This window comes from Virgibacillus oceani (genome assembly GCF_014638995.1).
Lineage (GTDB): Bacteria > Bacillota > Bacilli > Bacillales > Amphibacillaceae > Virgibacillus_E > Virgibacillus_E oceani.
Map to the genome: position 1 here is coordinate 31,253 of NZ_BMFR01000004.1, position 23,558 is coordinate 54,810.

Annotated in this window: 18 protein-coding genes; 6 read left to right on the forward strand and 12 right to left on the reverse strand. The window is 38.7% G+C overall.

Translation table 11 applies throughout. From position 1 onward, the window contains the following. Positions 1-95: 95 nt before the first annotated feature. A complete protein-coding gene (locus IEV74_RS07055) occupies positions 96-1,820 on the reverse strand; it encodes a phospho-sugar mutase (protein ID WP_188454665.1) in 1,725 nt (574 codons plus the stop codon). Positions 1,821-1,999: 179 nt separating this feature from the next. On the opposite strand from IEV74_RS07055, the gene IEV74_RS07060 reads away from it, so the two are divergent. Then, positions 2,000-3,091, forward strand: a complete 1,092-nt coding sequence (locus IEV74_RS07060) for an AI-2E family transporter (protein WP_373284314.1) — start codon at positions 2,000-2,002, stop codon at positions 3,089-3,091. A gap of 148 nt (positions 3,092-3,239) precedes the next feature. On the opposite strand, the gene IEV74_RS07065 is transcribed toward IEV74_RS07060, so the two are convergent. Then, complete coding sequence (locus IEV74_RS07065; protein WP_188454666.1) at positions 3,240-4,085, reverse strand: GNAT family N-acetyltransferase; 846 nt, start codon at positions 4,083-4,085, stop codon at positions 3,240-3,242. 90 nt (positions 4,086-4,175) lie between these two features. Between IEV74_RS07065 and IEV74_RS07070 the strand changes: the two genes are divergently transcribed. Further along, positions 4,176-4,361, forward strand: a complete 186-nt coding sequence (locus tag IEV74_RS07070) for an SE1832 family protein (protein ID WP_188454667.1) — start codon at positions 4,176-4,178, stop codon at positions 4,359-4,361. A 103-nt stretch (positions 4,362-4,464) separates the two neighbouring features. On the opposite strand, the gene IEV74_RS07075 is transcribed toward IEV74_RS07070, so the two are convergent. Beyond that, positions 4,465-6,312 carry a cation:proton antiporter gene (locus IEV74_RS07075; RefSeq protein WP_188454668.1) on the reverse strand — a complete coding sequence of 616 codons (1,848 nt, stop codon included), beginning with the start codon at positions 6,310-6,312 and terminating at the stop codon, positions 4,465-4,467. A gap of 289 nt (positions 6,313-6,601) precedes the next feature. Here IEV74_RS07075 and brnQ point away from each other — a divergent pair, with 289 nt between their 5' ends. Continuing rightward, positions 6,602-7,897, forward strand: coding sequence for a branched-chain amino acid transport system II carrier protein (gene brnQ / locus IEV74_RS07080; protein WP_188454669.1), 1,296 nt, complete (start codon positions 6,602-6,604; stop codon positions 7,895-7,897). Positions 7,898-8,035: 138 nt separating this feature from the next. On the opposite strand, the gene IEV74_RS07085 is transcribed toward brnQ, so the two are convergent. Both IEV74_RS07085 and IEV74_RS07090 read right to left on the reverse strand, forming a co-directional pair. Then, positions 8,036-8,794, reverse strand: coding sequence for a hypothetical protein (locus IEV74_RS07085; RefSeq protein ID WP_188454670.1), 759 nt, complete (start codon positions 8,792-8,794; stop codon positions 8,036-8,038). Continuing rightward, a complete protein-coding gene (locus IEV74_RS07090) occupies positions 8,778-9,317 on the reverse strand; it encodes an RNA polymerase sigma factor (protein ID WP_229683085.1) in 540 nt (179 codons plus the stop codon). The genes IEV74_RS07085 and IEV74_RS07090 overlap by 17 nt, the downstream gene beginning before the upstream one ends. Before the next feature lie 230 nt (positions 9,318-9,547). On the opposite strand from IEV74_RS07090, the gene recQ reads away from it, so the two are divergent. Next, positions 9,548-11,695 carry a DNA helicase RecQ gene (recQ, locus tag IEV74_RS07095; RefSeq protein WP_188454671.1) on the forward strand — a complete coding sequence of 716 codons (2,148 nt, stop codon included), beginning with the start codon at positions 9,548-9,550 and terminating at the stop codon, positions 11,693-11,695. Between the two features lie 95 nt (positions 11,696-11,790). On the opposite strand, the gene IEV74_RS07100 is transcribed toward recQ, so the two are convergent. Next, on the reverse strand, positions 11,791-13,029 hold the full coding sequence (locus IEV74_RS07100; RefSeq protein WP_188454672.1) for an aminopeptidase: 1,239 nt from the start codon (positions 13,027-13,029) through the stop codon (positions 11,791-11,793). Between the two features lie 216 nt (positions 13,030-13,245). Here IEV74_RS07100 and IEV74_RS07105 point away from each other — a divergent pair, with 216 nt between their 5' ends. After that, positions 13,246-13,575, forward strand: a complete 330-nt coding sequence (locus IEV74_RS07105) for a winged helix-turn-helix transcriptional regulator (RefSeq protein ID WP_188454673.1) — start codon at positions 13,246-13,248, stop codon at positions 13,573-13,575. A gap of 161 nt (positions 13,576-13,736) precedes the next feature. Here IEV74_RS07105 and hutI read toward each other — a convergent pair whose 3' ends face one another. Genes hutI through hutH form a run of 3 tightly spaced genes read right to left on the reverse strand, consistent with a single transcriptional unit; the run spans position 13,737 to position 18,198 of the window. After that, complete coding sequence (gene hutI, locus IEV74_RS07110; protein ID WP_188454674.1) at positions 13,737-15,011, reverse strand: imidazolonepropionase; 1,275 nt, start codon at positions 15,009-15,011, stop codon at positions 13,737-13,739. Between the two features lie 12 nt (positions 15,012-15,023). After that, complete coding sequence (gene hutU, locus IEV74_RS07115) at positions 15,024-16,676, reverse strand: urocanate hydratase (RefSeq protein WP_188454675.1); 1,653 nt, start codon at positions 16,674-16,676, stop codon at positions 15,024-15,026. After that, entirely contained in the window at positions 16,669-18,198 is a 1,530-nt protein-coding gene (gene hutH / locus IEV74_RS07120; protein WP_188454676.1) for a histidine ammonia-lyase, read from the reverse strand. The genes hutU and hutH overlap by 8 nt, the downstream gene beginning before the upstream one ends. Positions 18,199-18,477: 279 nt before the next feature. Between hutH and IEV74_RS07125 the strand changes: the two genes are divergently transcribed. Continuing rightward, complete coding sequence (locus tag IEV74_RS07125) at positions 18,478-19,311, forward strand: pentapeptide repeat-containing protein (protein ID WP_188454677.1); 834 nt, start codon at positions 18,478-18,480, stop codon at positions 19,309-19,311. Between the two features lie 206 nt (positions 19,312-19,517). Here IEV74_RS07125 and IEV74_RS07130 read toward each other — a convergent pair whose 3' ends face one another. The 3 genes from IEV74_RS07130 to IEV74_RS07140 all read right to left on the reverse strand — a co-directional run bounded on the left by IEV74_RS07130 (position 19,518) and on the right by IEV74_RS07140 (position 23,384). Then, positions 19,518-19,976 carry a flavodoxin domain-containing protein gene (locus IEV74_RS07130; RefSeq protein ID WP_188454678.1) on the reverse strand — a complete coding sequence of 153 codons (459 nt, stop codon included), beginning with the start codon at positions 19,974-19,976 and terminating at the stop codon, positions 19,518-19,520. 9 nt (positions 19,977-19,985) lie between these two features. Then, positions 19,986-21,032, reverse strand: a complete 1,047-nt coding sequence (locus IEV74_RS07135; protein WP_188454679.1) for a ribonucleotide-diphosphate reductase subunit beta — start codon at positions 21,030-21,032, stop codon at positions 19,986-19,988. Between the two features lie 63 nt (positions 21,033-21,095). Next, positions 21,096-23,384: a ribonucleoside-diphosphate reductase subunit alpha gene (locus tag IEV74_RS07140; protein WP_188454680.1), complete on the reverse strand. Its 2,289-nt coding sequence runs from the start codon at positions 23,382-23,384 to the stop codon at positions 21,096-21,098. Between the last annotated feature and the right edge of the window lie 174 nt (positions 23,385-23,558).

Sequence of the window (23,558 nt, forward strand, 5' to 3'; positions counted from 1 at the left end):
TTCCTCCCCAGTCCTAATTACCTTTACCCAAAAACAGAAAAAAATAAGCAGCCGGCAACGTCTGCTTATTTTTTCAATTAATTATGAGAGCATTTTTATTTAATAATTCCGCTCATCGATTCTTTTAATGCAGCTAATTGGATAGCACTTTCTTCCTTTGTTTTCCCGCATACACCATAATAGCATTTTATTTTTGGCTCTGTACCGGACGGACGAAGACAAACCCAGCTATTTTCTTCTAGTTTTAATTTGATTACATTTTCTTTAGGCAGATCAATCGCTTCAATTTTACTATTAAACGCTTGGAAGGTTCGTTGACCTGATAAATAATCTTCCGTCACTTCAACTTTTAAACCCGCTATTTCCGACAGAGGATTTTCACGGAAATTTGCCATGATTTCAGCTATTTTCGCTGATCCTTCTTTCCCTTTTAACGTTAAAGAAGACATTCCCTCTAAATAATACCCGTGTCTTTCATATAAAACATCAAGTGCATCCAGTAGTGTTTTTCCATGCTTTTTCCAGTAATATGCCATCTCACAAGCCATCATTGCAGCTTGAACTGCATCTTTATCACGGGCAAAGCTGCTGATTAAATAGCCATAGCTTTCTTCAAAGCCAAACACAAATGTCTCGCCCGATGCATCGAACTGACGAATCTTTTCCCCAATGTATTTAAAACCTGTTAATGTATCGATTGTTTCTGCACCATAGTGGTCTGCAATTGCGCGACCGAGCTCAGTCGTTACAATAGTTTTCAGCATCCGCGGGTTTGTCAGCAATGCTTTATCACTGTGTGAAAGAATATAATCGAGCAATAATGTCCCTAGCTGATTTCCTGTTAAAACAGTATATCCTCCTGCATTATCCTGAACAGCTACTCCCAGACGATCCGCATCAGGGTCAGTACCGATTAGAATGTCAGCACCAATTTCTCTCCCTTGCTTCATTGCCATTGTAAACGCCTGATGTTCTTCCGGATTTGGTGATTCAACTGTTGAAAACTCCGGATCGGGAATTGCTTGTTCTTTTACAACATTGACCTGTGAAAAATTCAGCTGTTCCAAACCCAATTTCACCAAATCGTGTGACGTACCGTGAAGTGGTGTAAAAACAATTTTTAGATCCTTTTCAGCCATTAATTCCCCTGGTTCCAGCCTTGAAATTTGCTTTAATTGTTCCAAATAGGCATTGTCAATCTCACTGCCCACCCAATTTAAGAGCTCCTTTTCTTCCAATTCAGCTTTTTCCATATGTGGAACGGTTAATTCATTTTCGGTTTGTTGAATGGAAGCAATAATTTCATTTGCCTCGTCAGGTGTAATTTGACCACCGTCTTCGTTATATACTTTAAATCCATTGTATTCTGGCGGATTATGACTTGCGGTAATCATCACACCAGCTACTGTTCCTAAATAACGTACTGCAAATGACAATAATGGCGTCGGATGCAAGGAATCGAATACATATGTTTTAATTCCGTACGCACCAAGTACCTTTGCCGTCTCCAATGCAAATTCCTGTGACATATATCTTGAATCATAGGAAACAACAACACCGCGATCGTAAATATTTACACAATTTCCCTTCAAATAACTCACAAGACCGTTGACAGCCTTTCTAATAGTGTAGATATTCATCCGATTGATTCCTGGTCCCAAGATTCCGCGCATTCCACCGGTTCCAAAGGTTAACTCTTTATAAAATGCATCCTCTAATGCTTCCTGATTATTTTTTATATTTTCTAAGTCCCTCTTTAAGGAAGGATCAAGATTTTCATATGAGGTCCATTTTTCGTATGCTTTCTCCCACGCAACCATAAACCATATCCCCTTCTTACGTAACCAATATGTTCAAATTCTAGCATACTTTGATTATTTATTCTATCTGTTATAGGAAAAATGGTTTACACTGACTTTTTTCAGGTAAAACTAGTAAAGTTACTTCCTATAAATACTTTTTATGGTTAAAATAGAAATAATATATATGAAAAGAAAGTGTGATTCGTTTGTACGGTAAACGCTGGTTTCAAACATTAGTAGTGTTTATTCTGGTATTTCTATTAATCTTGTTACTTTCTGCAACTGATTTTATTTTTGATCCTGTCTTTAAATATTTGGCTGCCGTTGCTTTTCCTGTTGTTGGGGCAGGTGTACTCTTTTATTTAACAAGGCCTATCATGAAGTTTCTTGAAAAATATAAGGTTCACCGTGTGCTGGCCATTTTTATCGTGTTTTTATTGTTAATCTTAGTCGGTTATTTGATTATAAATTACATTGCACCAATCGCACAGAAACAATTTACCAACTTAATTGACAATATACCTAAATGGGTGAAAAGTGCACAGGATCTGATAACATATTGGCAATCAAACCAGGATATGATACCAGCTAATATCGAGAAGACAATAAACGATATTACCTCTAATTTACAGTCCTATGTTGAAGGAGCCATGACATTTATCTTCGGTTTCGTAAGTCAATTAATCGGCTTTGTTTTTTCCCTGGTACTGGTTCCATTCTTCCTATTTTTCATGCTCAAGGATGGAGATAAATTTGTTCCATTTGTAACGCAAATTTTTAGTAAAAAGAAGGCAGCAAACATCCGGAGTCTGCTGCATAAAATTGATGAAGCATTAACATCCTACATTCAAGGTCAGCTGCTAGTCAGTGTTTGTATTGGGATACTATTATTTATTGGATACTTAATAATTGATTTAGAATACGCATTAACATTAGCGCTGTTTGGAATGTTTATGTGTGTCATTCCATTTATCGGGCCATTTATATCGGTAATCCCGGCAATGATCGTTGGTGTATTCCAGGATCCGATGATGGCCGTTTGGGTAGCAATCGTTATGATCGTGGCACAGCAAATTGAAGGTAACCTAATTTCGCCTAATATAATGGGGCGCGCATTATCATTGCATCCGTTGACGATTATTACCTTGATTTTAGCAGCGGGGAGTATTGCTGGATTCCTAGGAATTATTTTCGCTGTTCCATTCTATGCAGTTGTAAAAACAATCATTGTCCATTTTTATACAACTTATCAAGACTCGAAGAAATCTAAAGAGGATGCATTAATATAAAGTGGCTTGAAAAGGTATTTTGGTCAAAAAATCCGAACTATAATTTCTTTAATTAGTTCGGATTTTTTTGGTTTTTGTAATCCTTACAGCTAATTTTAGATATTTTAAGATGCTCTCCTGCCGATGTTCCTGCTCTCCTGCACCCTTTTTAGTTAAACTTATATACAATCGAGTCCCCAACAACATAATAGCCAATTTTTTTATAGATGCTATTCGATGTTGGGTTTGCTTTATCCGTGTATAGGCTGCAAAATTGGAAGCCGTCTTCAAGTATCCTCCTTGATAATGCTGCAACAGCACTGGTTGCATACCCTTTACGTTTAAATTCATCTGGAGTAAATACAGCATTTATCGTAGCTCCATGCTTTGTCTTTCTTGATTGATTTACCATTGAAACAGGTACGCCTTCAACCTCCCAAAGATAAACAGTGCGATTGTTAATGAAATTTATTGCAGTTCGTGCTGCCTTTGACGCGGTGATTGTTTCGTTCGCTTGTAAACCAAACTGTTCCAGCCATTGTGTAAGTAATGCGTGATGTGCGCGATTCGCCTCAACTAGGATTCCATCAGTCATCGGAACATGGTTTACCTTGTCCAATTGGTAAATGAGCTGCTCCATATGTACACTTGCATTCCCGTCCGTCAGTTCAGTCCATTTGTTCACGAATAAATTTGTAGATCTGACAGGCCCAAGTATTCCGGGTACTTCCAGATTATTTTCAAACATAAAATTCGCAACAGATGCAATAACAGAATCTGCTACATGGTCTACATCAGCCATTATCCAATTATTTGGCGCTGTCCGCATAAATGCAAATATTACCTGATTATTAATTTCAACGTACCCTAAGTAATATTCTGCATTTGTTTTACCATTTTCTAATAGTCTATTTAACAAGCCAAGCATTAAGTTATTACATGCTTCTTTTTTTAATAGTAATGATTCGGCCTTTTCTGCAAAAACTTCCGGCGAAGAAACAACTGTTATATTCATTTGGATTCCCCTTTTTAATAGTTAATCATAACCTATTATCCTTTCATGTAAAGGGTAAATCCGATAAAATAATATATAGGAGTGATAACAATGACTAAAAAAGAGATTGAGGCAAAGCTTGCGGAGCTTAAGTCTGATTATGTTCGAATCCAGGCGGACATGGAGAAATTGGTGCTGGTCGGCGGGAGAACGTCAACAGCCGAAGAAAAACTTATCGAACTAGAGGAAGAAATAAAATTAATGAATCGCAGGCTAGATGAGCTTGATGAACAGTAACAGCAAGTGACTGGCTTTTAATGTGCAGATTTACTCGTCCTTATTCTTGCACATGCTATATTTAAAAACAATGGAGACCGCATATGCGGATCTCCATTGTTTTTCATTGATTGCCATTATTGTTTCGTCTATTTTCTAATTTTGCTTGAATTTTCTTATCCTGTGGTGACAAACTCACAACTGTATCACCTGATTCTGGTGTCGATTTCATTTCTTCAGTGTAAAAAACAATTTTACCAGATGGCTTAATAAAGTATAGAAGTACAGCTTCTTCATCTCGTTCGTCAAGATAGCGATTGTAATTATACTGTTCCGTAATTGCCGTTTGCTTGAATCCAAAGCCAGATGTGATTTTCGTTGTTAAATCATCAGCTGATAATTCTTCTCCAAATAAAATTCGGCCGCCAATCTTATTCACGATATCATTTGTATCCTTGCTGTCGATCTGTTTGTACGGACTTATTTTAAATACATTTGTCCTGCCATACTCCGGCATAAATGTTGTACATACAAGTGCATTGTAGGAATGGAAATCTGTTGCCGCGATTAAGTATTCATAAGGTGTTGTATCTAAATGGTATTCGGTTTGTTCAGACAGCATTTCACCGTGATAAAATGGAATTCCCGCTTCACGTGCTTTACGCAATCTTTCCCATGATTCATCAACGATAATAACCGGGACTTTCGATTTTGCAAGCGATTTTGCCAGTTCAACAGTAAATCCATTGCTCCCGACAATAATTGTTCCAGGTCTTCCTTCCATTGACAGGTGAAGCTTCTTTGCCAGCCAGCTAATGGAAAACCCGTGTGCAACAACGGTGAAAAATACAAGGCCAAATGTTAACGTTGTAATAATAGAAGCATCTTCATAACCAGCCTCTCCTAATATGGCCGCAAAATAGCTGGATACGGTTAATGCAACAATACCTCTTGGTGCTATCCAGCCCACTAAGATTTTCTCATTCAGCGATATATCTGTGCCGATAGTTGATAGAAATATCGACAATGGGCGTACAAGAAACATCATCAACAATACATATCCGATAATATTTGGACTGAATATATGCAATAACGTATCTAAATCCAATGAAGCAGCAAGCATAATGAAAATTGCTGAAATTAGCAGAATCGATAGGTTTTCTTTGAAATGGCGCATATCTTCAACAGAGCTTATTCCCATATTCGCAAGCGTCATACCCATTGCAGTAACAGCCAATAGTCCTGTTTCATGCATAACCTCGTCTGCAATCGTGAAGCATGTAATGACGACAACAAATACTGCTGGTGATTTCAGATATTCTGGAATATTGCCCGTTTCAAACATCCAGCCAATTCCTTTACCAGATGCCCATCCAAGAATTGCTGCAAAAATGGATGCAGCAAAAAACATGAGCAATGCTGAACCATCAGGGTTATGTGCAGTTAAATATGCAATGATTTCGAATGCAAATACCGCGAGTAATGCTCCAATAGGATCAACGATAATCCCTTCCCATTTTAAAATCTTCGCTGGTCTTGGTTTCAGTTTTGATTGGCGTAGTAAAGGCAAAATTACTGTCGGACCGGTTACGATAAATAAGCCGCCGATGACAAATGCAACTGCCCAAGAGAGCCCTGCAATATAATGTGCTGTCAACGAGCCCGCAATCCAAGCAATAAACGCTCCAATGGTTGCAATACGCATTAATGGGCGACCAAGGCCTCGCAGTTCTTTAAAATTTAAATTCAAGCTTCCTTCAAATAGAATGATGGCAACTGCCACTGTGATTATTGGTTTATATAATTCCCCAAAGTCTTCCTCGGGGTTCATAATTCCAAATATAGGTCCCACTAACAAGCCCGCCACAGACATGACAACAATAGCTGGCATACGATAACGCCATGACAGCCATTGGGAACCGATTCCCAGAAAGCCTATTAGCATTATTTCAAACAAAAGTGATGGAAACATATCATACCCCCATATCCCTTCATAATATAAAAACATTTTATATTCATATAGAATCAATGTAAACAATTTTACCCATTAAATTGATAAACAAAATCAATTACCCCTGTCATACAAATGTCAAAACTCTTTCATTCGCTGCATTGACAAGCATTTGTTAATCTTGTACGATTAATTTTGCTTCTAAGCATGCATAAAATAATTGCCAGCAAAATTGTCTGATAATATAGAAAATATAGCACGCTGGAATCGCTCTCCAACAAGGATGAATCATAGCAGGAGGACTTTCAACATGAATAAAGACACCTTTATTATAGGATTTATGTTATTTGCATTATTTTTTGGTGCAGGTAATTTAATATACCCGCCCACCTTAGGAATTGACTCAGGTACATCCTATTGGTCTGCAATCATCGGATTTGTTATTACTGGAGTGGGATTACCGATTCTAGCAGTAACTGCAATCTCATTTGTAAAGAATGATGCCCGTGAGTTGGCAGACAAGGTTCATCCATTATTTGGACTTATTTTTACTTCTATAGTATATCTTGCTATTGGCCCATTTTTTGGAATACCGCGCGCTGCAACGGTTGCATTCGAAATGAGTGTTGAACCATTTACATCGAACGGAGCTGCAAGTCTGTTCATTTTTACAACGATATTTTTCATTTTAGTCTTTGTCGTAAGTTTAAATCCCTCCAAAATGGTTGACCGGATTGGGCAATACCTTACACCGATTCTTTTAATCGCAATCGTGGCACTGAGTGTCGGCGGATTTCTGTTATTGGATAGCCCGCTATCTCAACCATCAGATAAATATTCAGATTCCCCGCTTTTCACGGGTTTTGTAGAAGGCTATCTAACAATGGATGCGATTGCAGCACTTGCTTTTGGAATTATAGTAGTTAATGCATTCAAGGAACGCGGTGTTACTACACAACCAGAACTAGTAAGATCAACATTAAAAGCCGGCTTAATTACAGGTATAGGCTTAATTACTGTTTATGGCTCCATCGGCTGGATTGGTGCAAAAATGGCTGCAACCGGCTCCTACAGTAACGGCGGCGATATTTTATCCAATGCAGCAGGTCTAATGTTCGGTAACTTTGGTGCATTATTACTTGGCATAATCGTTACGCTTGCATGTTTCACTACATCTGTAGGTTTAGTCGTTGCATGCGGCCAGTTTTTTATGAAAATTACTAAGATAGCCTATAAGTGGATCATTCTTATTGTTACGATCGCAAGTTATCTTATCGCAAATCAAGGGTTAAATACAATTATCAGCTACTCAGTACCGGTACTTGTATTTATATATCCAATAGCAATTGTACTTATATTGTTAACATTTACGCAAAAGTTATTTAATGGATCTGCAGCCGTTTATCGCGGGGCAATTTTATTAACAGCTATTACAAGCTTGTACGACGGATTAGTCGCATTTGGTTTCGAGCTGAACAGCATAACGCCAATCATGGAAAAGCTGCCATTCTTCTCGCTTGGATTAGGCTGGGTTGTTCCGGCGATTATTGGTGGATTGATTGGGTATTTGTTTCGTGGAATGTTGAATCCTAAGCATTTAATTTAAGAGTTAGATATCAAAATAGGTATAATTATTAAGAGGCCGGGACATAGGTTGAAAACAAATTTAATTGATAGGTTTTGGAATTGATATTATTTGGTTTCCTAAAGTTTTTATGCCAGCCTCTTAATTATTATAGATTTATTACAATCCCGATAAATCAATGGAGTTAGCTATTTGGATTATTTCTTTTCGATCAAGCCCATGAGTGGTTAATGTAAAGAAATACCTATTTGTAACAATATGGATTGAGCTGTAATAAGAAGAAGATTCCCCTTCAAGATGTAGAAATGAAGGATATCCTTTAATTTCAAGCTTCATTAAGTCTTCTTTCTTATACATTTCTTCTTCTACTTTTTGAATAACCTTTTTCTTGCTTTCAATGAGTTCACTTTGATCAAACCTTATAAATAGATCCGGTTGGTCAATATAATGAACTTCTGCTGAAATTAAATCGTCACGAGATTTTCTCATTATATATTTTGGGATCAATTCTTTTGGGATATTTGGTAAACGCAAGTCTATTTCTTTTGCTAATTCTTCTTTAGTCATATTAGTTTCGACTTTTGGAAATTCCTTAATATCATTAGATTTATTTTCGTTTTCATTATTCATAACGAACTGGTTCTCCGATTGATCATCCCTTATAGGTACATTAGCATTATTTGAAGTAATACTATGTGAAAAATAGTTATACCCAATAAATAATAAAACTATAAGAACTCCAATGCTTGAAGCATACTTAAGACCATTAACTATTCTATTTTGATGACCATATGTATCTATATTCGACAGAATTTTGTTTTGAAGCTTATTCTTCCGTTTTTGATTCCAAATTATATCTTCATCTAGTTTTTTAAATAAATCATCAAAATAAGATTCATCTTTAAATTGTTTTTTCATTTAAAAACCCCTCCTTAATGAGTTGTTTTTCCAATGCTTGTATAGCCCTATACAGGGTAGTTTTCACTTTACCTTCAGACCAATTTAGTATTTCGGTTGTCTCTTTTATTGAAAAACCTTTTATTTTCCTTATAATAATCACTTCTCGATAGGATTCTTTGAGATTACTTATTGCATTATATAATTCCTTTGAATTTTCCTTTATTTCTACAATATCTGCAGGTAATGGATTTGAATCTTCCCTTGTTAAAAGAATATCTGCAATAATCCTTAGCGGTTTCTTTTTCCTTAAAAAATCAATAGTAATGTTATGAGCAATACTGAATAACCATGTTCTAGGATTTGATTTGTGTTCAAACGAATTGTAATACTTATAAGCTTTAATAAATGTTTCATGGGTTAAATCTTCAGCTTGTTGATAATCATGAATCATCAAACAGATATATTTAAATATCGAATCACTGAATTGATGATACCACTCTGTAATTTCACTTTTTTTATTGCCCGACAAAATACCGTTCACCCCCCTATCTCATAAATTCTATATTTAGACGTATTCTGGTTATAAAAGTCACAGTAAGAGTTAGAAAAATATGATATAAATTCAATTTAACATAGACTTCAAAATTGGACATTTGAATAAAGATAAAATTAAAAAACCAAGCAACAAAATAACCCAAAATTCGATTTCTCAAAATCCGCTTCTTGACATAAAAAAATATGTTACGATTAGAGAAGTAGAGGAGGATCGTCATGATCACGAAAGAAGAGAAAATACTGCAAACATATTTTGGCTATGAAACATTTCGTCCAGGCCAACAGGAAACAATCGACAACATCTTACAAACAAAAAACACACTTGCTGTAATGCCCACTGGCGGCGGTAAATCATTGTGCTATCAAATCCCTGGTCTGTCACTCGACGGAACAGCAATCATTATTTCTCCATTAATATCATTAATGAAAGATCAGGTCGATGCCTTAAATTCACTAGGCATACCTTCCACATTTATAAATAGCTCCCTTTCCACTGCCGAACAGCATGAGCGCCTCCGCAATCTGGAAAATAGACGTTATAAATTTGTTTATGTTGCACCTGAGCGATTTGACTCGGCATCATTTGTAAACGCGGTAAAACGTATCCCGCTATCCTTGGTTGCGTTTGATGAGGCACATTGTATTTCCCAATGGGGACATGATTTCAGGCCAAGCTACAGGTCAATAGTTCCGAATTTAAAACAGTTATCAAATATTCCTGTATTCATGGCACTAACTGCAACCGCTACAGAGGAAGTTATATCAGATATTCAATCATTGTTACATATTGAAAAAGACTGTGTGATTAATACTGGTTTTGAACGGGAAAACCTATCATTTCATATTGTCAAAGGAAAGGACAAAGCAATTTATATCCGTTCATTTTTACAAGAGCATAAAGAAGAATCGGGGATCATTTACACGGCTACTCGAAAACAGGCTGATGCATTGTACGAACAGCTGACAAGGAGAGAGATTGCTGCTGCAAAATACCATGCTGGACTTACTGAAGATGAACGAAAGCATTCTCAAGCAGCATTTATCCAGGATGAAAAAACCGTTATGATTGCAACAAACGCATTTGGGATGGGAATCGATAAATCGAATGTTAGGTACGTAATCCATTATGCAATGCCAATGACAATTGAATCGTATTACCAGGAAGCCGGACGTGCCGGACGAGATGGGGAACCGAGTGATTGTATTTTGCTATTTTCACCACAGGATGTTCAGCTGCAGAAATTTTTGATTGAGCAATCGCAAATGGATGATGAAGCAAAACGAGCTGAATATCGAAAATTGCAAGCGATGATCAATTATTGTCATACACATAGTTGCTTAACCACATTTATTTTAGATTATTTTAATGATACCGCCCATACGGAAACCTGTAAAAGATGCAGCAATTGTATGAACCGCCAAGAACGATCTGATATCACGGAAGAAGCACAAATGATATTATCTTGTGTTAAACGGATGGGTGAACGATTTGGTGTCGGGATGACTGCAAAGGTATTGAAAGGATCAAACGATAAAAAAATTAACCAGTTTGGTTTGAACAAAATTACCACTTACGGTATTTTGTCCGCTTATACAGAAAAAGAGTTAACAGAATGGATTCATTTTTTAGTTGCCGAGAAATTTCTTGATACGGAAGAAGGCAAATTTCCAACGTTAAAATTAAATCAGGAATCCATTGACATACTTAAAGGAAGAAAAAAGGTATGGATTTACACAGCGCCGATTCCAACAAATGGGGAAACAGATTATCACGCAGAATTGTTCCAAATTCTGCGCGCATTACGAAAAAAAATGGCCGACGAGAAAAAAGTCCCGCCATATGTGTTGTTCTCTGATGCAACGTTAAAGGAACTCAGCCGATATTTCCCCGATTCAAAAGAAGACATGCTTACCATTAAAGGTGTTGGTGAGAAGAAATATGAGCAATATGGCGAGGCATTTTTGCGTACGATTGTTGAATGGCGTGCGGGTAATCCGGACGTTAAGCCTAAGATACGAATTGGTGGTGCTTCAGTAAAACCGAATCCCGCGAAAAAGAAAGATGATGAGGGTCCAAGTCATATTGTCAGCTATCAAATGTTCCAATCCGGAAAATCAATAAAAGATATCGCGGTTATTCGAGGTTTATCACAGGTTACGATAGAGGGTCATATTTTTAAGGCATTCAAGGATGGGTATCCACTTGCATGGAATATCTTTTTTAATGAGGAGGAGGAGAAAATGGTTCTTGCTGCACGCGAGGAGATTGAGGAACCTAAATTAAAACCATTGCGAGAGGCTTTACCTGAAGAGTACAGTTATACGAAAATAAAAGCTGTTTTGGTAAAGAATGGGTTGATGTAGGTTTACTCAATGAAGCCTTTGCTGATGTTCCCATTCCCGTGAAGGTGTAACATAAAAAAAAACGAGCGCTGTCCATGCGCTCGTTTTTTATAAAATTATTTAATATCAAATGCCCAGGTCCCATTTCGGAACACAGCTTCCGTACTGCCATCTTCCTTAACACCATCAATGTCTAATTCTTCAGAGCCAATCATGAAGTCAACATGTGTTAGGCTGTCATTTACCCCATGCTTATCAAGCTCGTCTTCATCCATTTTTGCACCACCCTTTAAATTAGTAGGGTATGCCTTCCCTAGCGCAATGTGACATGATGCATTTTCATCAAATAGTGTGTTGTAAAAAATTAATCCTGATTGTGATACTGGTGATTCGTGTGGGACAAGTGCTACTTCACCCAATCTGCTGGCACCCTCATCTGTTTCCAGCAAATGTTTTAGTGTGTCTTCCCCTTGCTCCGCTTTATAATCAACAACTTTTCCTTCTTTAAATGTAAGGCTGAAATTATCGATTAGGCTACCGCCATAGTTTAGCGGTTTTGTACTTGATACAGTGCCGTTAACACCATACTTGTGCGGCATAGAGAATACTTCTTCTGTCGGCATATTAGGATTAAATGTAATACCTTTTTCAGAAACAGCGGATCCGCCCTTCCAAATATGGCCCTCCGGCAGCTCCATTTCTAAATTTGTTCCAGGTGCTTTGAATAGTAATTTTTTGTAGTTTTTCTTATTTAATAACTCACGAGCGGTTTTTAATGCAGCATTATGTTCTTCCCATGCAGCAATTGGATCGTCTTTATCAACACGAACAATTTTTACAATTGCATCCCAAAGACTAGCAACTGCATCTTCTTTCGATTTTTCAGGGAAAATTTTTTGTGCCCAATCTCCAGTTGGAATGGAAATAATGGACCATGTAATACGATCATTCATGGTATATTGACGAAAATTTTTCATTGCTTCTGCTGCAGCTTTAGTCGATTTTGCAACACGGGATGGATCAATTTCCTTCAGCAAATCCGGGTTTGTTGAACGGATATTCAGCACTGCGGCACCATCCTCGGCAAATGTATCATGCAATTTTACCTTCCATTCCGGATAGTCTGCAATCACTTCGTCTGGGGCATTTTCATATTTTAACAGTGTTAATTCATCATCAACCCAATTAATATGTACATCTTTTGCACCTAATTCATAGGCTTTACGAGCGACAATTTTTGTAAAGTCTGCTCCCTCAATCGGTGCATTTATCATTAGTGCCTGATTTTTTTGCAGGTTGACACCTGTTTTCAATGCTAATTCTGCATATTTCTCCTGTGTACGTTGGTCTGCCATACTTTTACCTCCATTTTTTATTCAAAAATATTTCGTGTACCGTTATTATTTCATAAAATCAACAAATAACCAAATAATTTTTACAATTATGTAACAAAAAAGACCGTAAAAACCTTTACAAATAAAATGGATAACCGATTTACGCAATTGACATGTTGTGTTATGATTATATTAGGTTACTTTTCGTAATTACTATATCTAAGAGAGGTGGTCTTCATGGAAGAATTGTGTCCGCGTTTTGAAAGTGCTATGCAGCTAATGAGCAAACGTTGGGTCGGGCTTATATTATTTGAGCTTCTAAAAGGTACAAAACGTTTCTCGGAAATGGAAGCAGACTTGCCAATCAGCGGAAGATTACTCTCTGATAGACTGAAAATGCTAGAAAAAGAAGGAATTGTTGAGCGAAATATTTACTCCGAATTCCCAGTTCGAATCGAGTATTCGTTATCAGAAAAAGGTAAAGCTCTTGAACCAGTCATTAAAGAAATCCAAAATTGGGCAGAAGACTGGATCTCGTTAGATGATATTGAAGAACAGAATGCATGATAGGAGACTGTTGATTTAACAGCCTCCTTTTTTTGATTTATTTGCCTTGAAGAAATCTTAAACTAACATACTAACGGTTATCCCGGGTTTCCTGCTTGTAATTGCTCCTTTACTATAAATCACATGACTACCTTTATAAATTGCCCTGCCTGGAAGGTTTATTAAAATGACGCAATGCTGTCATATTGGATCTCCTGCCTTTCATGCAGCACTGTTCCATTTTTAATGACCGTGTTTACATGATTGACCCCATAGTGGTATGGAATGTACATATAATTCGGTGCATCCCAGATGACGACATCTGCATTTCGTCCTAAAGCAATCGCCCCCGCTCGATCACCTCTTCCAATTGCATGTGCTGCATTAACTGTTACGGCATGCCATATTTCTGCTGGTGACAGCTTTAATTTCAATGCTGCAATGGACATGATTAATTGCAGGTTTTCGGTCACCGAGCTTCCTGGGTTAAAATCGGTCGAAATTGCAACGGCTGCACCATTATCAATCATCTTCCGGGCTGGAGCATACGTATCCTTTCCTAAATAAAAACTTGTTCCCGGCAAAATTACGCCAATTGTATCTGACGCCGCCAACCGCTTGATTCCTTCGTCAGACGCAACCGCTAAATGATCCCCGCTGATTGCACCCATTTCAACAGCAAGCTCCGTCCCGCCTAATGGATCAATTTCATCTGCGTGAATTTTTACACCAAAGCCGTAATCTTTTGCCTTTTGCAGGTAGTGTCTTGATTGTTCAACGGAAAACACGCCTGTTTCTGTAAAAATATCCACGAACTCTGCTAAGTTATTTTCTTTAATTTCAGCAAACAATTCACTCATGGACTCCAGAAATGCTTCCGGTTTTTCCTTGTATTGTGGCGGTATTGCATGGGCACCTAAAAAGGTAGATACGATATCCAATGGATGCCTGACATTTGCTTCTTTTGCAACGTTCAATTGCTTTAACTCGGTTTCTTTGTCTAGCCCATAACCGCTTTTCGCCTCGACCGTAGTGATTCCGTGTATTGCCATTCGATCTAAATGGAATAACGCCTTCTGCAAAAGTTCATCATAGGATGCTTGTTTTGTCGCATTAACCGTTGATAAAATCCCGCCACCTTGCTTTAAAATTTCTAAATAGGGTACACCTTGCTGCTTCAACGCCATTTCCGCTTCACGTGATCCACCAAAAACTAAATGTGTATGCGGCTCGACAAGTCCTGGTGTGACAAGTTTCCCTTTAGCATCGATTGTTTTCACGGCTTGAATACTGGATGCTTCGTCAGTTAAACCAATCCAATCAATTTTCCCATCCTTTATTGCAACTGCAGCATCTTCCATAACATGCAAATCATTCATATTTTTCCCTTTTACGGGTCCTTCTTTATCCATTGTCAGTAATTGACCAATATTTGTTATAAGTAAATCAGCTTGCATCTATAAAACCTCCTATTTCTTCATCGGTACCGTAATGTCATGTTCGTCCGCAAAATCAATTGCCTTTTCATACCCTGCATCAGCATGACGGATAACGCCCATTCCTGGATCCGTAGTCAGGACTCGTTCTAATCGTTCCTTTGCCAAATCGGTACCGTCTGCAACAGCGACCATCCCCGCGTGAAGTGAGTACCCCAAACCAACACCACCACCATGATGGAACGAAATCCAGGAACCACCCGCTGCGGTATTAATCAATGCATTTAGAATTGCCCAGTCGGCTACAGCATCACTTCCGTCCTTCATTCCTTCTGTTTCCCGATTTGGTGATGCAACAGAACCACAGTCCAGATGATCACGGCCAATTACGATAGGTGCCTTCAATTCACCTTTTTTAACTAGCTCATTGATAGCAAGACCCATTTTTACCCGTTCACCGTAACCTAACCAGCAAATGCGGGAGGGTAACCCCTGGAATGCGACCCGCTCATGGGCCATATCAATCCATCGCAGCAGTGCTTCATTTTCTGGAAAAAGCTCTTTGATTAATTGATCTGTGCGATAAATATCTTCCGGGTCGCCAGAAAGTGCTGCCCAGCGGAAAGGACCTTTACCTTCACAAAATAGTGGACGAATATAGGCTGGAACGAAACCTGGAAAATCAAATGCATTTTCTACCCCCTCATTTTTCGCAGCCTGACGAATGTTATTTCCATAGTCAAACACAATTGACCCTCTATTTTGATAGGAAAGCATTGCTTCCACGTGTTTTGCCATGCTAGCTTTAGAAAGCTTTGTATATTCACTTGGATTTTCTTTACGCAATTTAGCGGCAGCTTCTACACTATACCCAACAGGAACATATCCATTTAAAGGGTCATGGGCAGAGGTTTGGTCTGTGACAATGTCAATTTCAATGTTGCAGCTTAATAGTTCATGATGAATTTCCGCCGCATTTCCTAACAATGCTATCGAAAGTGCTTTCCCCTGTTTCTTCGCATCATTCGCCAGTTCAATGGCTTCATCAATACTTTCTGTCATTACATCGCAATACTTTGTTTTCAGCCTTTTTTCAATACGGCTTTTATCCACTTCAACAGCAATAACGACCCCTTCATTCATCGTAACCGCAAGCGGCTGTGCACCACCCATGCCGCCGAGTCCTGCAGTCAATGTAATTGTATGCCGTAATGTTCCATTGAAATGCTTTTTCGCAAGTGCTGAGAACGTTTCATAGGTTCCTTGTAAAATCCCTTGTGTACCAATATATATCCAGCTCCCCGCTGTCATTTGGCCGTACATCATTAATCCCTTTTGATCGAGTTCATGAAAATGCTCCCAATTTGCCCATTCGGGAACGAGATTTGAATTAGCTAACAGTACTCTTGGTGCGTGCTTGTGCGTTTTAAAAACACCAACAGGCTTTCCTGACTGTACGAGCATGGTTTCGTCATTTTCCAAGTTTCGTAATGTGTTTACAATTGCGTCGAACGCCTCCCAGTTACGGGCTGCCTTTCCAATGCCGCCATACACAACAAGCTCTTCTGGATTTTCAGCTACCTCCGGATCCAAGTTGTTGTACAGCATCCGCAGTGCCGCTTCCTGTTCCCATCCTTTACATTCAAGCTGTAATCCTTTTTTAGCTTGGACCTTAACCTTATTCATGAAAAACTCCCCCTCTTACTAGATTTTGTGTGACGCCGCTTTCCCCTGAATCCTTCAGCCAATCTGCCAATCTTTCAATATCTGTCGAAAATACACGATCCTTTGTAATCGAAGGAACGACATTTCGGACTTTCTCGTAATACTCTTTTGTCTGTTGTGCCATTTTGCCGATTCCGCGAAATTCGACAGCCTCCATTGCACAAATAAGCTCAATTGCAACAACACGGCGCGTATTTTGCAGCATTTGCAGTGCGTGTCTGGCAGCGATTGTTCCCATACTTACATGGTCCTCTTGATTTGCCGATGACGGTATCGAGTCAACACTTGCCGGATGTGCTAATGTCTTATTTTCAGAAACAAGTGATGCCGCACTATATTGCATGATCATCGCACCTGACTCAAGACCTGGATTAGGGCTGAGGAATGCTGGCAGGTCGTTTAGCTGCGGATTAACGAGCCGTTCAATACGACGTTCCGCTATATTGCCAGTTTCAGCGATTCCCAGTTTAATAAAATCCATCGCAAACGCTATTGGCTGTCCGTGAAAATTCCCACCCGAAATGACTTTGTTTTCAGCAGAAAATATTAATGGATTATCTGTCACGGCATTGATTTCCGTGACTAGCTTATCTTTTGCGTAACGAACTGTTTGCCACGATGCTCCAAGTACTTGCGGAATGCATCTTAACGAATAGGCATCCTGAACACGCAATTCTCCCTGTTTCGTTGTAAGTCCGCTATCCGATAAAATTGCTAGAATTCGTTCAGCAACGTCCATTTGCTCCTGGTGGCCGCGAACTTTGTGCAGATCAGCATCAAATGCATCCATGATTCCCTGCAGTCCCTCTAACGTCATAGCTGCAATAAGTTCACTTTGGTATAGTAATTTTTCAACCTCTAAATAGGTAACAATCCCAACGGCAGTCATTGCTTGTGTACCATTAATTAATGCAAGCCCTTCTTTAGCTTTTAGTTTTAATGGGGCAATCCCTTCTTCAGCCAAAGCGACTGATGCATGAATCCGTTCTCCCTTGTAAAAAACCTCCCCTTCCCCTAATAAGGCCAAAGCCAGATGGGAAAGTGGTGCCAAATCCCCGCTTGCACCTAATGACCCTTGTTCAGGAATCACTGGATGTATCGATGCATTAACCAAATCCACAAGCTGCTGAACTAATTCTGTCCTTACCCCTGAAAATCCCTGTGATAATGCATTTGCCCGCAACAATAACATCGTGCGGCTAATTTCCTCTGAAAAGGGATTCCCCACACCGCATGCATGGGAATGAATCAGATTCAGCTGCAAATTCTCCAAATCTTCTTCAGCAATAACCACATCACTAAATTTCCCAAAACCCGTGTTAATGCCGTACATTGTTTTTTTTCCATTGATCATGGTTTCTACCGTCTGTCTGTTGTGCTTAATTTTCTGGATTGCATCATTTTCTATGGCTACCTTTTCATTTTCAAAAACAACACGTTTTATCTCTTCTAATGTCAATGTTTTACCAGTTAACGTAATCATCTTTTTACACCTCCATAGCACCGCTTTATCATAATAAAGCGCACAAAGTAAAAGAGGCTTTGGTTACGTAACCAAAGCCTCTGCCCTAAATCTATTTTTTATTAAATGAGAACTGCATAGCATAAGAACACCTCAAGAGTTTGAATATTCTTAGTTATTATTGTAAGCGTTTTCCATAAATGTTTCAAGAAAAATATAAAAAGAAAAAATCTTGACAAGTTAATTATAATTTTTCATGATAATAGTATCGTTAATTTATCATTAAAGGAAGTGTACATATTGTCTCATCCATCAACAGACAAAGACAATATTCAAACTCAATTAAGTGCTGACTGTGAAAGTTGTTTTGGTTTGTGCTGTGTCGCTTTGCCTTATGTGAAGTCTGCAGATTTCGCGTTTAACAAAAATGGGGGCACTCCTTGTCGAAACTTGCAATCAGACTTTCGTTGCGGCATTCATAAGGAGCTTAGAAAAAAAGGCTTTAAAGGCTGTGCTGTATATGAATGCTTTGGCGCCGGTCAGAAGGTATCCCAAGTTACTTATGGTGGAAACGATTGGCGAAATGACTCTGCATTAGCTGGGGAAATGTTTGATGTTTTTCCAATTATGCAGCAGCTTCATGAGATGCTTTATTACTTGTATGAAGCACTTCATATAGACGATACCAATCCGATTCAAGAAGATTTACAGACTGCCATCGATAAAACGGAGGATCTTACTGGTTTGAAACCGAAAGACATTTTAGACATTGATGTTTCAGAACATAGGGCAGGTGTCAATACCTTGCTTCTGCGGGCAAGTAAACTTGTGCGGGCGAATATACCAAATAAGGAAATTAAAATTAATAGAAAACGTGACTTGATTGGCGCAAAATTACACGGTGCCGATCTTAGGGGTGCTAATTTAAGGGGGGCGATGCTAATTGCGGCCGACCTCAGAAAAACGGATATGAGAGAAACAGATCTTATTGGTGCTGATTTTAGAGATGCTGATTTAAGAGGGGCGAATCTTGAAGGAAGTATTTTTCTAACTCAAGCACAGGTTAATGCAGCCATTGGTGACGTTCACACAAAGTTACCACCTTCGTTAAGTATTCCGGATCATTGGAATTAAGTACTCTACAGGAAAAGTGAACAATCCCAGGTTAACAACAACTACGATAAATTTATAAAAGCCGTTCCATGCTTGTAACATGGAACGGTCACACATAAGCCTAACCTCAGGGAGAGGGGAAGGGACTGATAGAAGTAATCCCTTACTCGGGCACCAAAGGGGATATTTCTATCATATTTATCGTGAATTTACAGGAAATAAAGCCTTTATCTGCTCACAACTTCCAATTCTTTTCTAATCTGATCCAGCAAGCATTCTACAAATCTTGAACACTTGGCCACATCCTTAAACTGCGGTCTCTGTTCCACTTTCATCGTAACTGCTAAATTCGTTCGAACATACAGCATGTCACGAAATGCATCCACCGCCCCGCAAAAATACGGGAAAAAGCTGTCACCGGTACCGAACACAGCAGTCGATAGTCTTTTGGTGCCAAATTCCTCTATTTTTGAAAAGAGATTCTTCATCTCCCTTGGAATACTGCCATTGCCCCATGTATACGTTCCAATAGCAATCCCATCATATTCCGAAATACTATTTAATGGAAACTGTTTAATTGGAAAAATCTCCACATCCACCGAACGCAGTGTAAAACGTTCATGGACCAATGCTGCCAATTCCTTCGTGTTACCTGTCACCGATGTATACACAATCGCTATTCGCATCTGACTCACCTACAATTCTTCAAATCCATTTGACTGGGTTACCTTTGAATAGGTTCTCGCCTTTTGTTCAAAGAAATCGGACTTAGTTTCATTGATCATTTCATCACTGAACACATGAATCCATGGCATTGGGTTGTTTCTCTCCTCGTACAAATTTTTCAATCCTAACTGGCGCAGCCGCTTGTTAGCAAGATATTCTACATACTGCTCAAATTCATCTAAATCAATTCCGTCAATAGCTGCTAAAATATAATGCGCCCATTCTTTTTCCAGTTCTGTCGCCTTACTTATGGTTTGGTATATATAATCAATGTTCTCATCAGTATTGAGCTCCTTATTTTCCGCTAATAAAATACGGATAAATTGCTTCACAAAATACGTATGCTGCATCTCATCCCGTTGTATATAGCTAATCATTGTACTTGTTTTCAGCATCTTTTGCTGGCGGGCTAAGTTATAGAAAAAAGCAAATCCTGCATAAAAGTAAATTCCCTCTAAATTAATGGAGTTAACACCAAGCTTAAAAAGTTTTTGAGGCGTTGGATCATGTCTAAACTCATCATAGGCACTTAAAATTAAATTGTTTCTTTTCAAAACTACGGGGTCGCTTTTCGCTTGGTTAAATCGTTCATTTTGCTCTCGTAATGGTATTAATGAACTTAAAATATACGAATACGATTCATTATGCACTGCCTCCTGCTGAGATATCACTGCAAAAATGGCTTTAAAACTGGAATCCGAAACATAATCCATAACCTGATTCATGGTCGGTGTCTGCAAGCTGTCCAGGAGAGCAAGCTGTGTATTAATTCGTAAAAATACGTCCTTTTCTGTTTGGCTCAATAAGTCCCATTGCTTGATATCGTCTTGCATATTAATTTCCTGTGCCTTCCAAAAATTTGAAAGCAATGCCTGATACAAATCGTACATTTGCGGATATGCGATATCGTTCCAATTCAGCAGTCCAGAAGATTTCCCGTTAATAATACCTGTCGATTTGTTAGGAAATTCCGGATTTAATAAATTTATTCGTTTAATCGGTGCATTAATCGTCACTATTTCATCCTCCTCAATATTGGAAATCGGCTGATCCGACTCCTGACCTCTTTCCCATGAGCCTTAACTATGGCATGCCTCACATTCATCAATTTCCGCCTGTGACGTACTCCTTACATAATAGGTTGTTTTTAAACCATGCTTCCACGCCTCAACATGCAGATTTAACAAGTCTCTTGCTTTAATATCATGGCGTACATATAAATTAAAGCTGATCGATTGATCTACATGCTTCTGTCTGGCAGCATTTTGCTTGATGCTCCATAGTTGATTAAGCTCATGCCGTGATCGGCGGTAGTAGTTGTACGTATTATGATCCAAATCAGGTGCGGTTACCTTAAATTTAAAATTCTTTTTCTCCTCCGCATATTCAACTGCATAGATTGGATCAATTCCGTCTGTTGATCCTCCAATTTTCGCTGTTGAAGAATTAGGTGCAACAGCCATTAACCAGCCATTTCGGATGCCATATTCGGCTACACTTCTTTGCAGCTCCTTCCAGCGTTCTGTCTTATACCCCTTCCGTTCGAAATAAGCACCTGTCTGCCACTCCGAACCTAGAAATTCACTGTACAGTCCTTTTTCTTTCGCAAGCTCCATGGAAGATTCAATCACGTAATAAGCTATATCTTCATATAGATTATCAGCAAATTCTACTGCTTGATCAGATTCCCAATAGATTCCTTCCTGTGCTAAAAGATGATGCCAGCCAAACGTTCCTAACCCAACTGCCCGGTACTTTTTATTCGTTAGTTCAGCCTGTCCAACCTTTATTGTGTTCAAATCAATTACGTTATCAAGCATACGCATTTGAATGGAAACAAGCCGCTGTAATACGCCCGCTTCTACTGTTCTCGGAAGATTAATCGACGATAAATTACATACAACAAAGTCTCCTGGTTTCCGAACGATAACAATATTCCCATGTTCATCTTGAAATTCTTCTGTAATGGATGTTGCGGACATGTTTTGCATTATTTCCGTACACAGGTTACTGCAATAAATTGATGTACGGCCCCTGCCCCTTACATGCTTGTTTGGGTTTTGCCGATTAGCTTCATCCCGGTAAAACATATATGGTGTTCCCGTCTCCAATTGTGCAACCATGATCCTTGCCATGATGTCCATCGCTCGATATGTTTTTCTTGGTAATAGAGGATGGTTCACAGCTTCCTCGTATTTTTCAGTGAAATAGTTAGTATCCGCTTCATCGTAAAAATCCTCTAGTCCAAGTGGTTTACCATTTTCATCCTTCCAGCCCATTATTTGTTTAACCTGATGCGGGCAAAACGTGTGCCATTCACCAATGCTTCGGCCACTTTCATCCATTTCCTCCAGCCTTTTCATAAATAAATCAGGGATGGCAACACCGGTAAAAATATCATGTGCCTTACGCCGTTCATCCCCATTATTTGTTTTCAAATCTAAAAATCCGTTCATAATATCTTTGTGAAAAACATCCAAATAAATAGCAACTGCACCTTGCCGCTGTCCCAGCTGATCAACACTGACTGCAGTATCATTTAATAGGCGAATCCAAGGAACAACCCCAGACGAATTTCCTTTGAATTTTTTTATATCCGAACCGAGTGCACGTACCTTGCCATAGTACACACCAATTCCGCCGCCATCCTTGCTAAGTCTGGCAATATCCCAGTTATTCAAATAAATGCCATCAAGGGAATCATCGACTGTATCAATAAAGCATGACGAAAGCTGTCCAAAGCTTTTTCCAGCATTGGCAAGAGTCGGTGTCGCTACTGTCATGTATAGATTACTCATTGCCCAGTATGCTTCTTTCACTAATTCAATTTGTTTTTCTTTAGGTTCGTTCTTCATTAATGTCATCGCAATAATCATGAATCGTTCCTGCGGCAGCTCATAAATGTTGCGCTCGTGGTCTCTGGTTATGTACCTGTCCGCAAGCAGGAATAGACCGATATAGTTAAAAAGATGATCTCGCTCCGGGTTAATTTCCTTTTCCAGTTCATATATTTCATCCTTTGAATAGTTAAAAAGTAAATCAGACGAATAGATGCCTTTCTCCGTTAACATGTTGATTAATTGATAAAAGCCTCCGTATTTTGCTTCAGAGCTATACCCACGATTCTCACCAGCTTTTTGATACAACTCATTTAAATACATACGCGCTGCAGCAAACGTCCAGTTTGGTTCATCCATCGCGATATTATTAAGTGCATAAAATAGTGCTTGTTGATTTGCCTCCTCTTTTGTTTTGCTTAATTGTTTGATTTGTTCAATGATGTTAGCTGCATTTAGTTGATATTTCTTTGCTGCATCATCGATAGTTTCCAGTACATCGCAGAGCTCTGAATATGTTTGTGTATTCATTTTATTTTCCTCCCTTTATTTTCAGGGGAATTAAAAAATCCACCCAATTAGCTGAGTGGATGAAACGATAGCAAGACAAATGAAAGAGGCGGGTGTCAGGTTTCAGATTATAAAAAGGCGGCAATTTAGTCCAGCTTTCAACCCTATATATCCCTATATTACTATTCCTCAATG

Coding starts and splice junctions, on each gene's coding strand:
- IEV74_RS07075 (WP_188454668.1), bottom strand. CDS start 6,312: ATGTTTCCATCACTTTTGTTTGAAATAATGCTAATAGGCTTTCTGGGA.
- IEV74_RS07085 (WP_188454670.1), bottom strand. CDS start 8,794: ATGAAAAAACAATTTAAAGATGAATCTTATTTTGATGATTTATTTAAA.
- IEV74_RS07140 (WP_188454680.1), bottom strand. CDS start 23,384: ATGAATACACAAACATATTCAGAGCTCTGCGATGTACTGGAAACTATC.
- recQ (WP_188454671.1), top strand. CDS start 9,548: ATGATCACGAAAGAAGAGAAAATACTGCAAACATATTTTGGCTATGAA.
- IEV74_RS07100 (WP_188454672.1), bottom strand. CDS start 13,029: ATGGCAGACCAACGTACACAGGAGAAATATGCAGAATTAGCATTGAAA.
- IEV74_RS07070 (WP_188454667.1), top strand. CDS start 4,176: ATGACTAAAAAAGAGATTGAGGCAAAGCTTGCGGAGCTTAAGTCTGAT.
- IEV74_RS07055 (WP_188454665.1), bottom strand. CDS start 1,820: ATGGTTGCGTGGGAGAAAGCATACGAAAAATGGACCTCATATGAAAAT.
- hutH (WP_188454676.1), bottom strand. CDS start 18,198: ATGATTACGTTAACTGGTAAAACATTGACATTAGAAGAGATAAAACGT.
- hutU (WP_188454675.1), bottom strand. CDS start 16,676: ATGAATAAGGTTAAGGTCCAAGCTAAAAAAGGATTACAGCTTGAATGT.
- hutI (WP_188454674.1), bottom strand. CDS start 15,011: ATGCAAGCTGATTTACTTATAACAAATATTGGTCAATTACTGACAATG.
- IEV74_RS07105 (WP_188454673.1), top strand. CDS start 13,246: ATGGAAGAATTGTGTCCGCGTTTTGAAAGTGCTATGCAGCTAATGAGC.
- IEV74_RS07065 (WP_188454666.1), bottom strand. CDS start 4,085: ATGAATATAACAGTTGTTTCTTCGCCGGAAGTTTTTGCAGAAAAGGCC.
- IEV74_RS07130 (WP_188454678.1), bottom strand. CDS start 19,976: ATGCGAATAGCGATTGTGTATACATCGGTGACAGGTAACACGAAGGAA.
- brnQ (WP_188454669.1), top strand. CDS start 6,602: ATGAATAAAGACACCTTTATTATAGGATTTATGTTATTTGCATTATTT.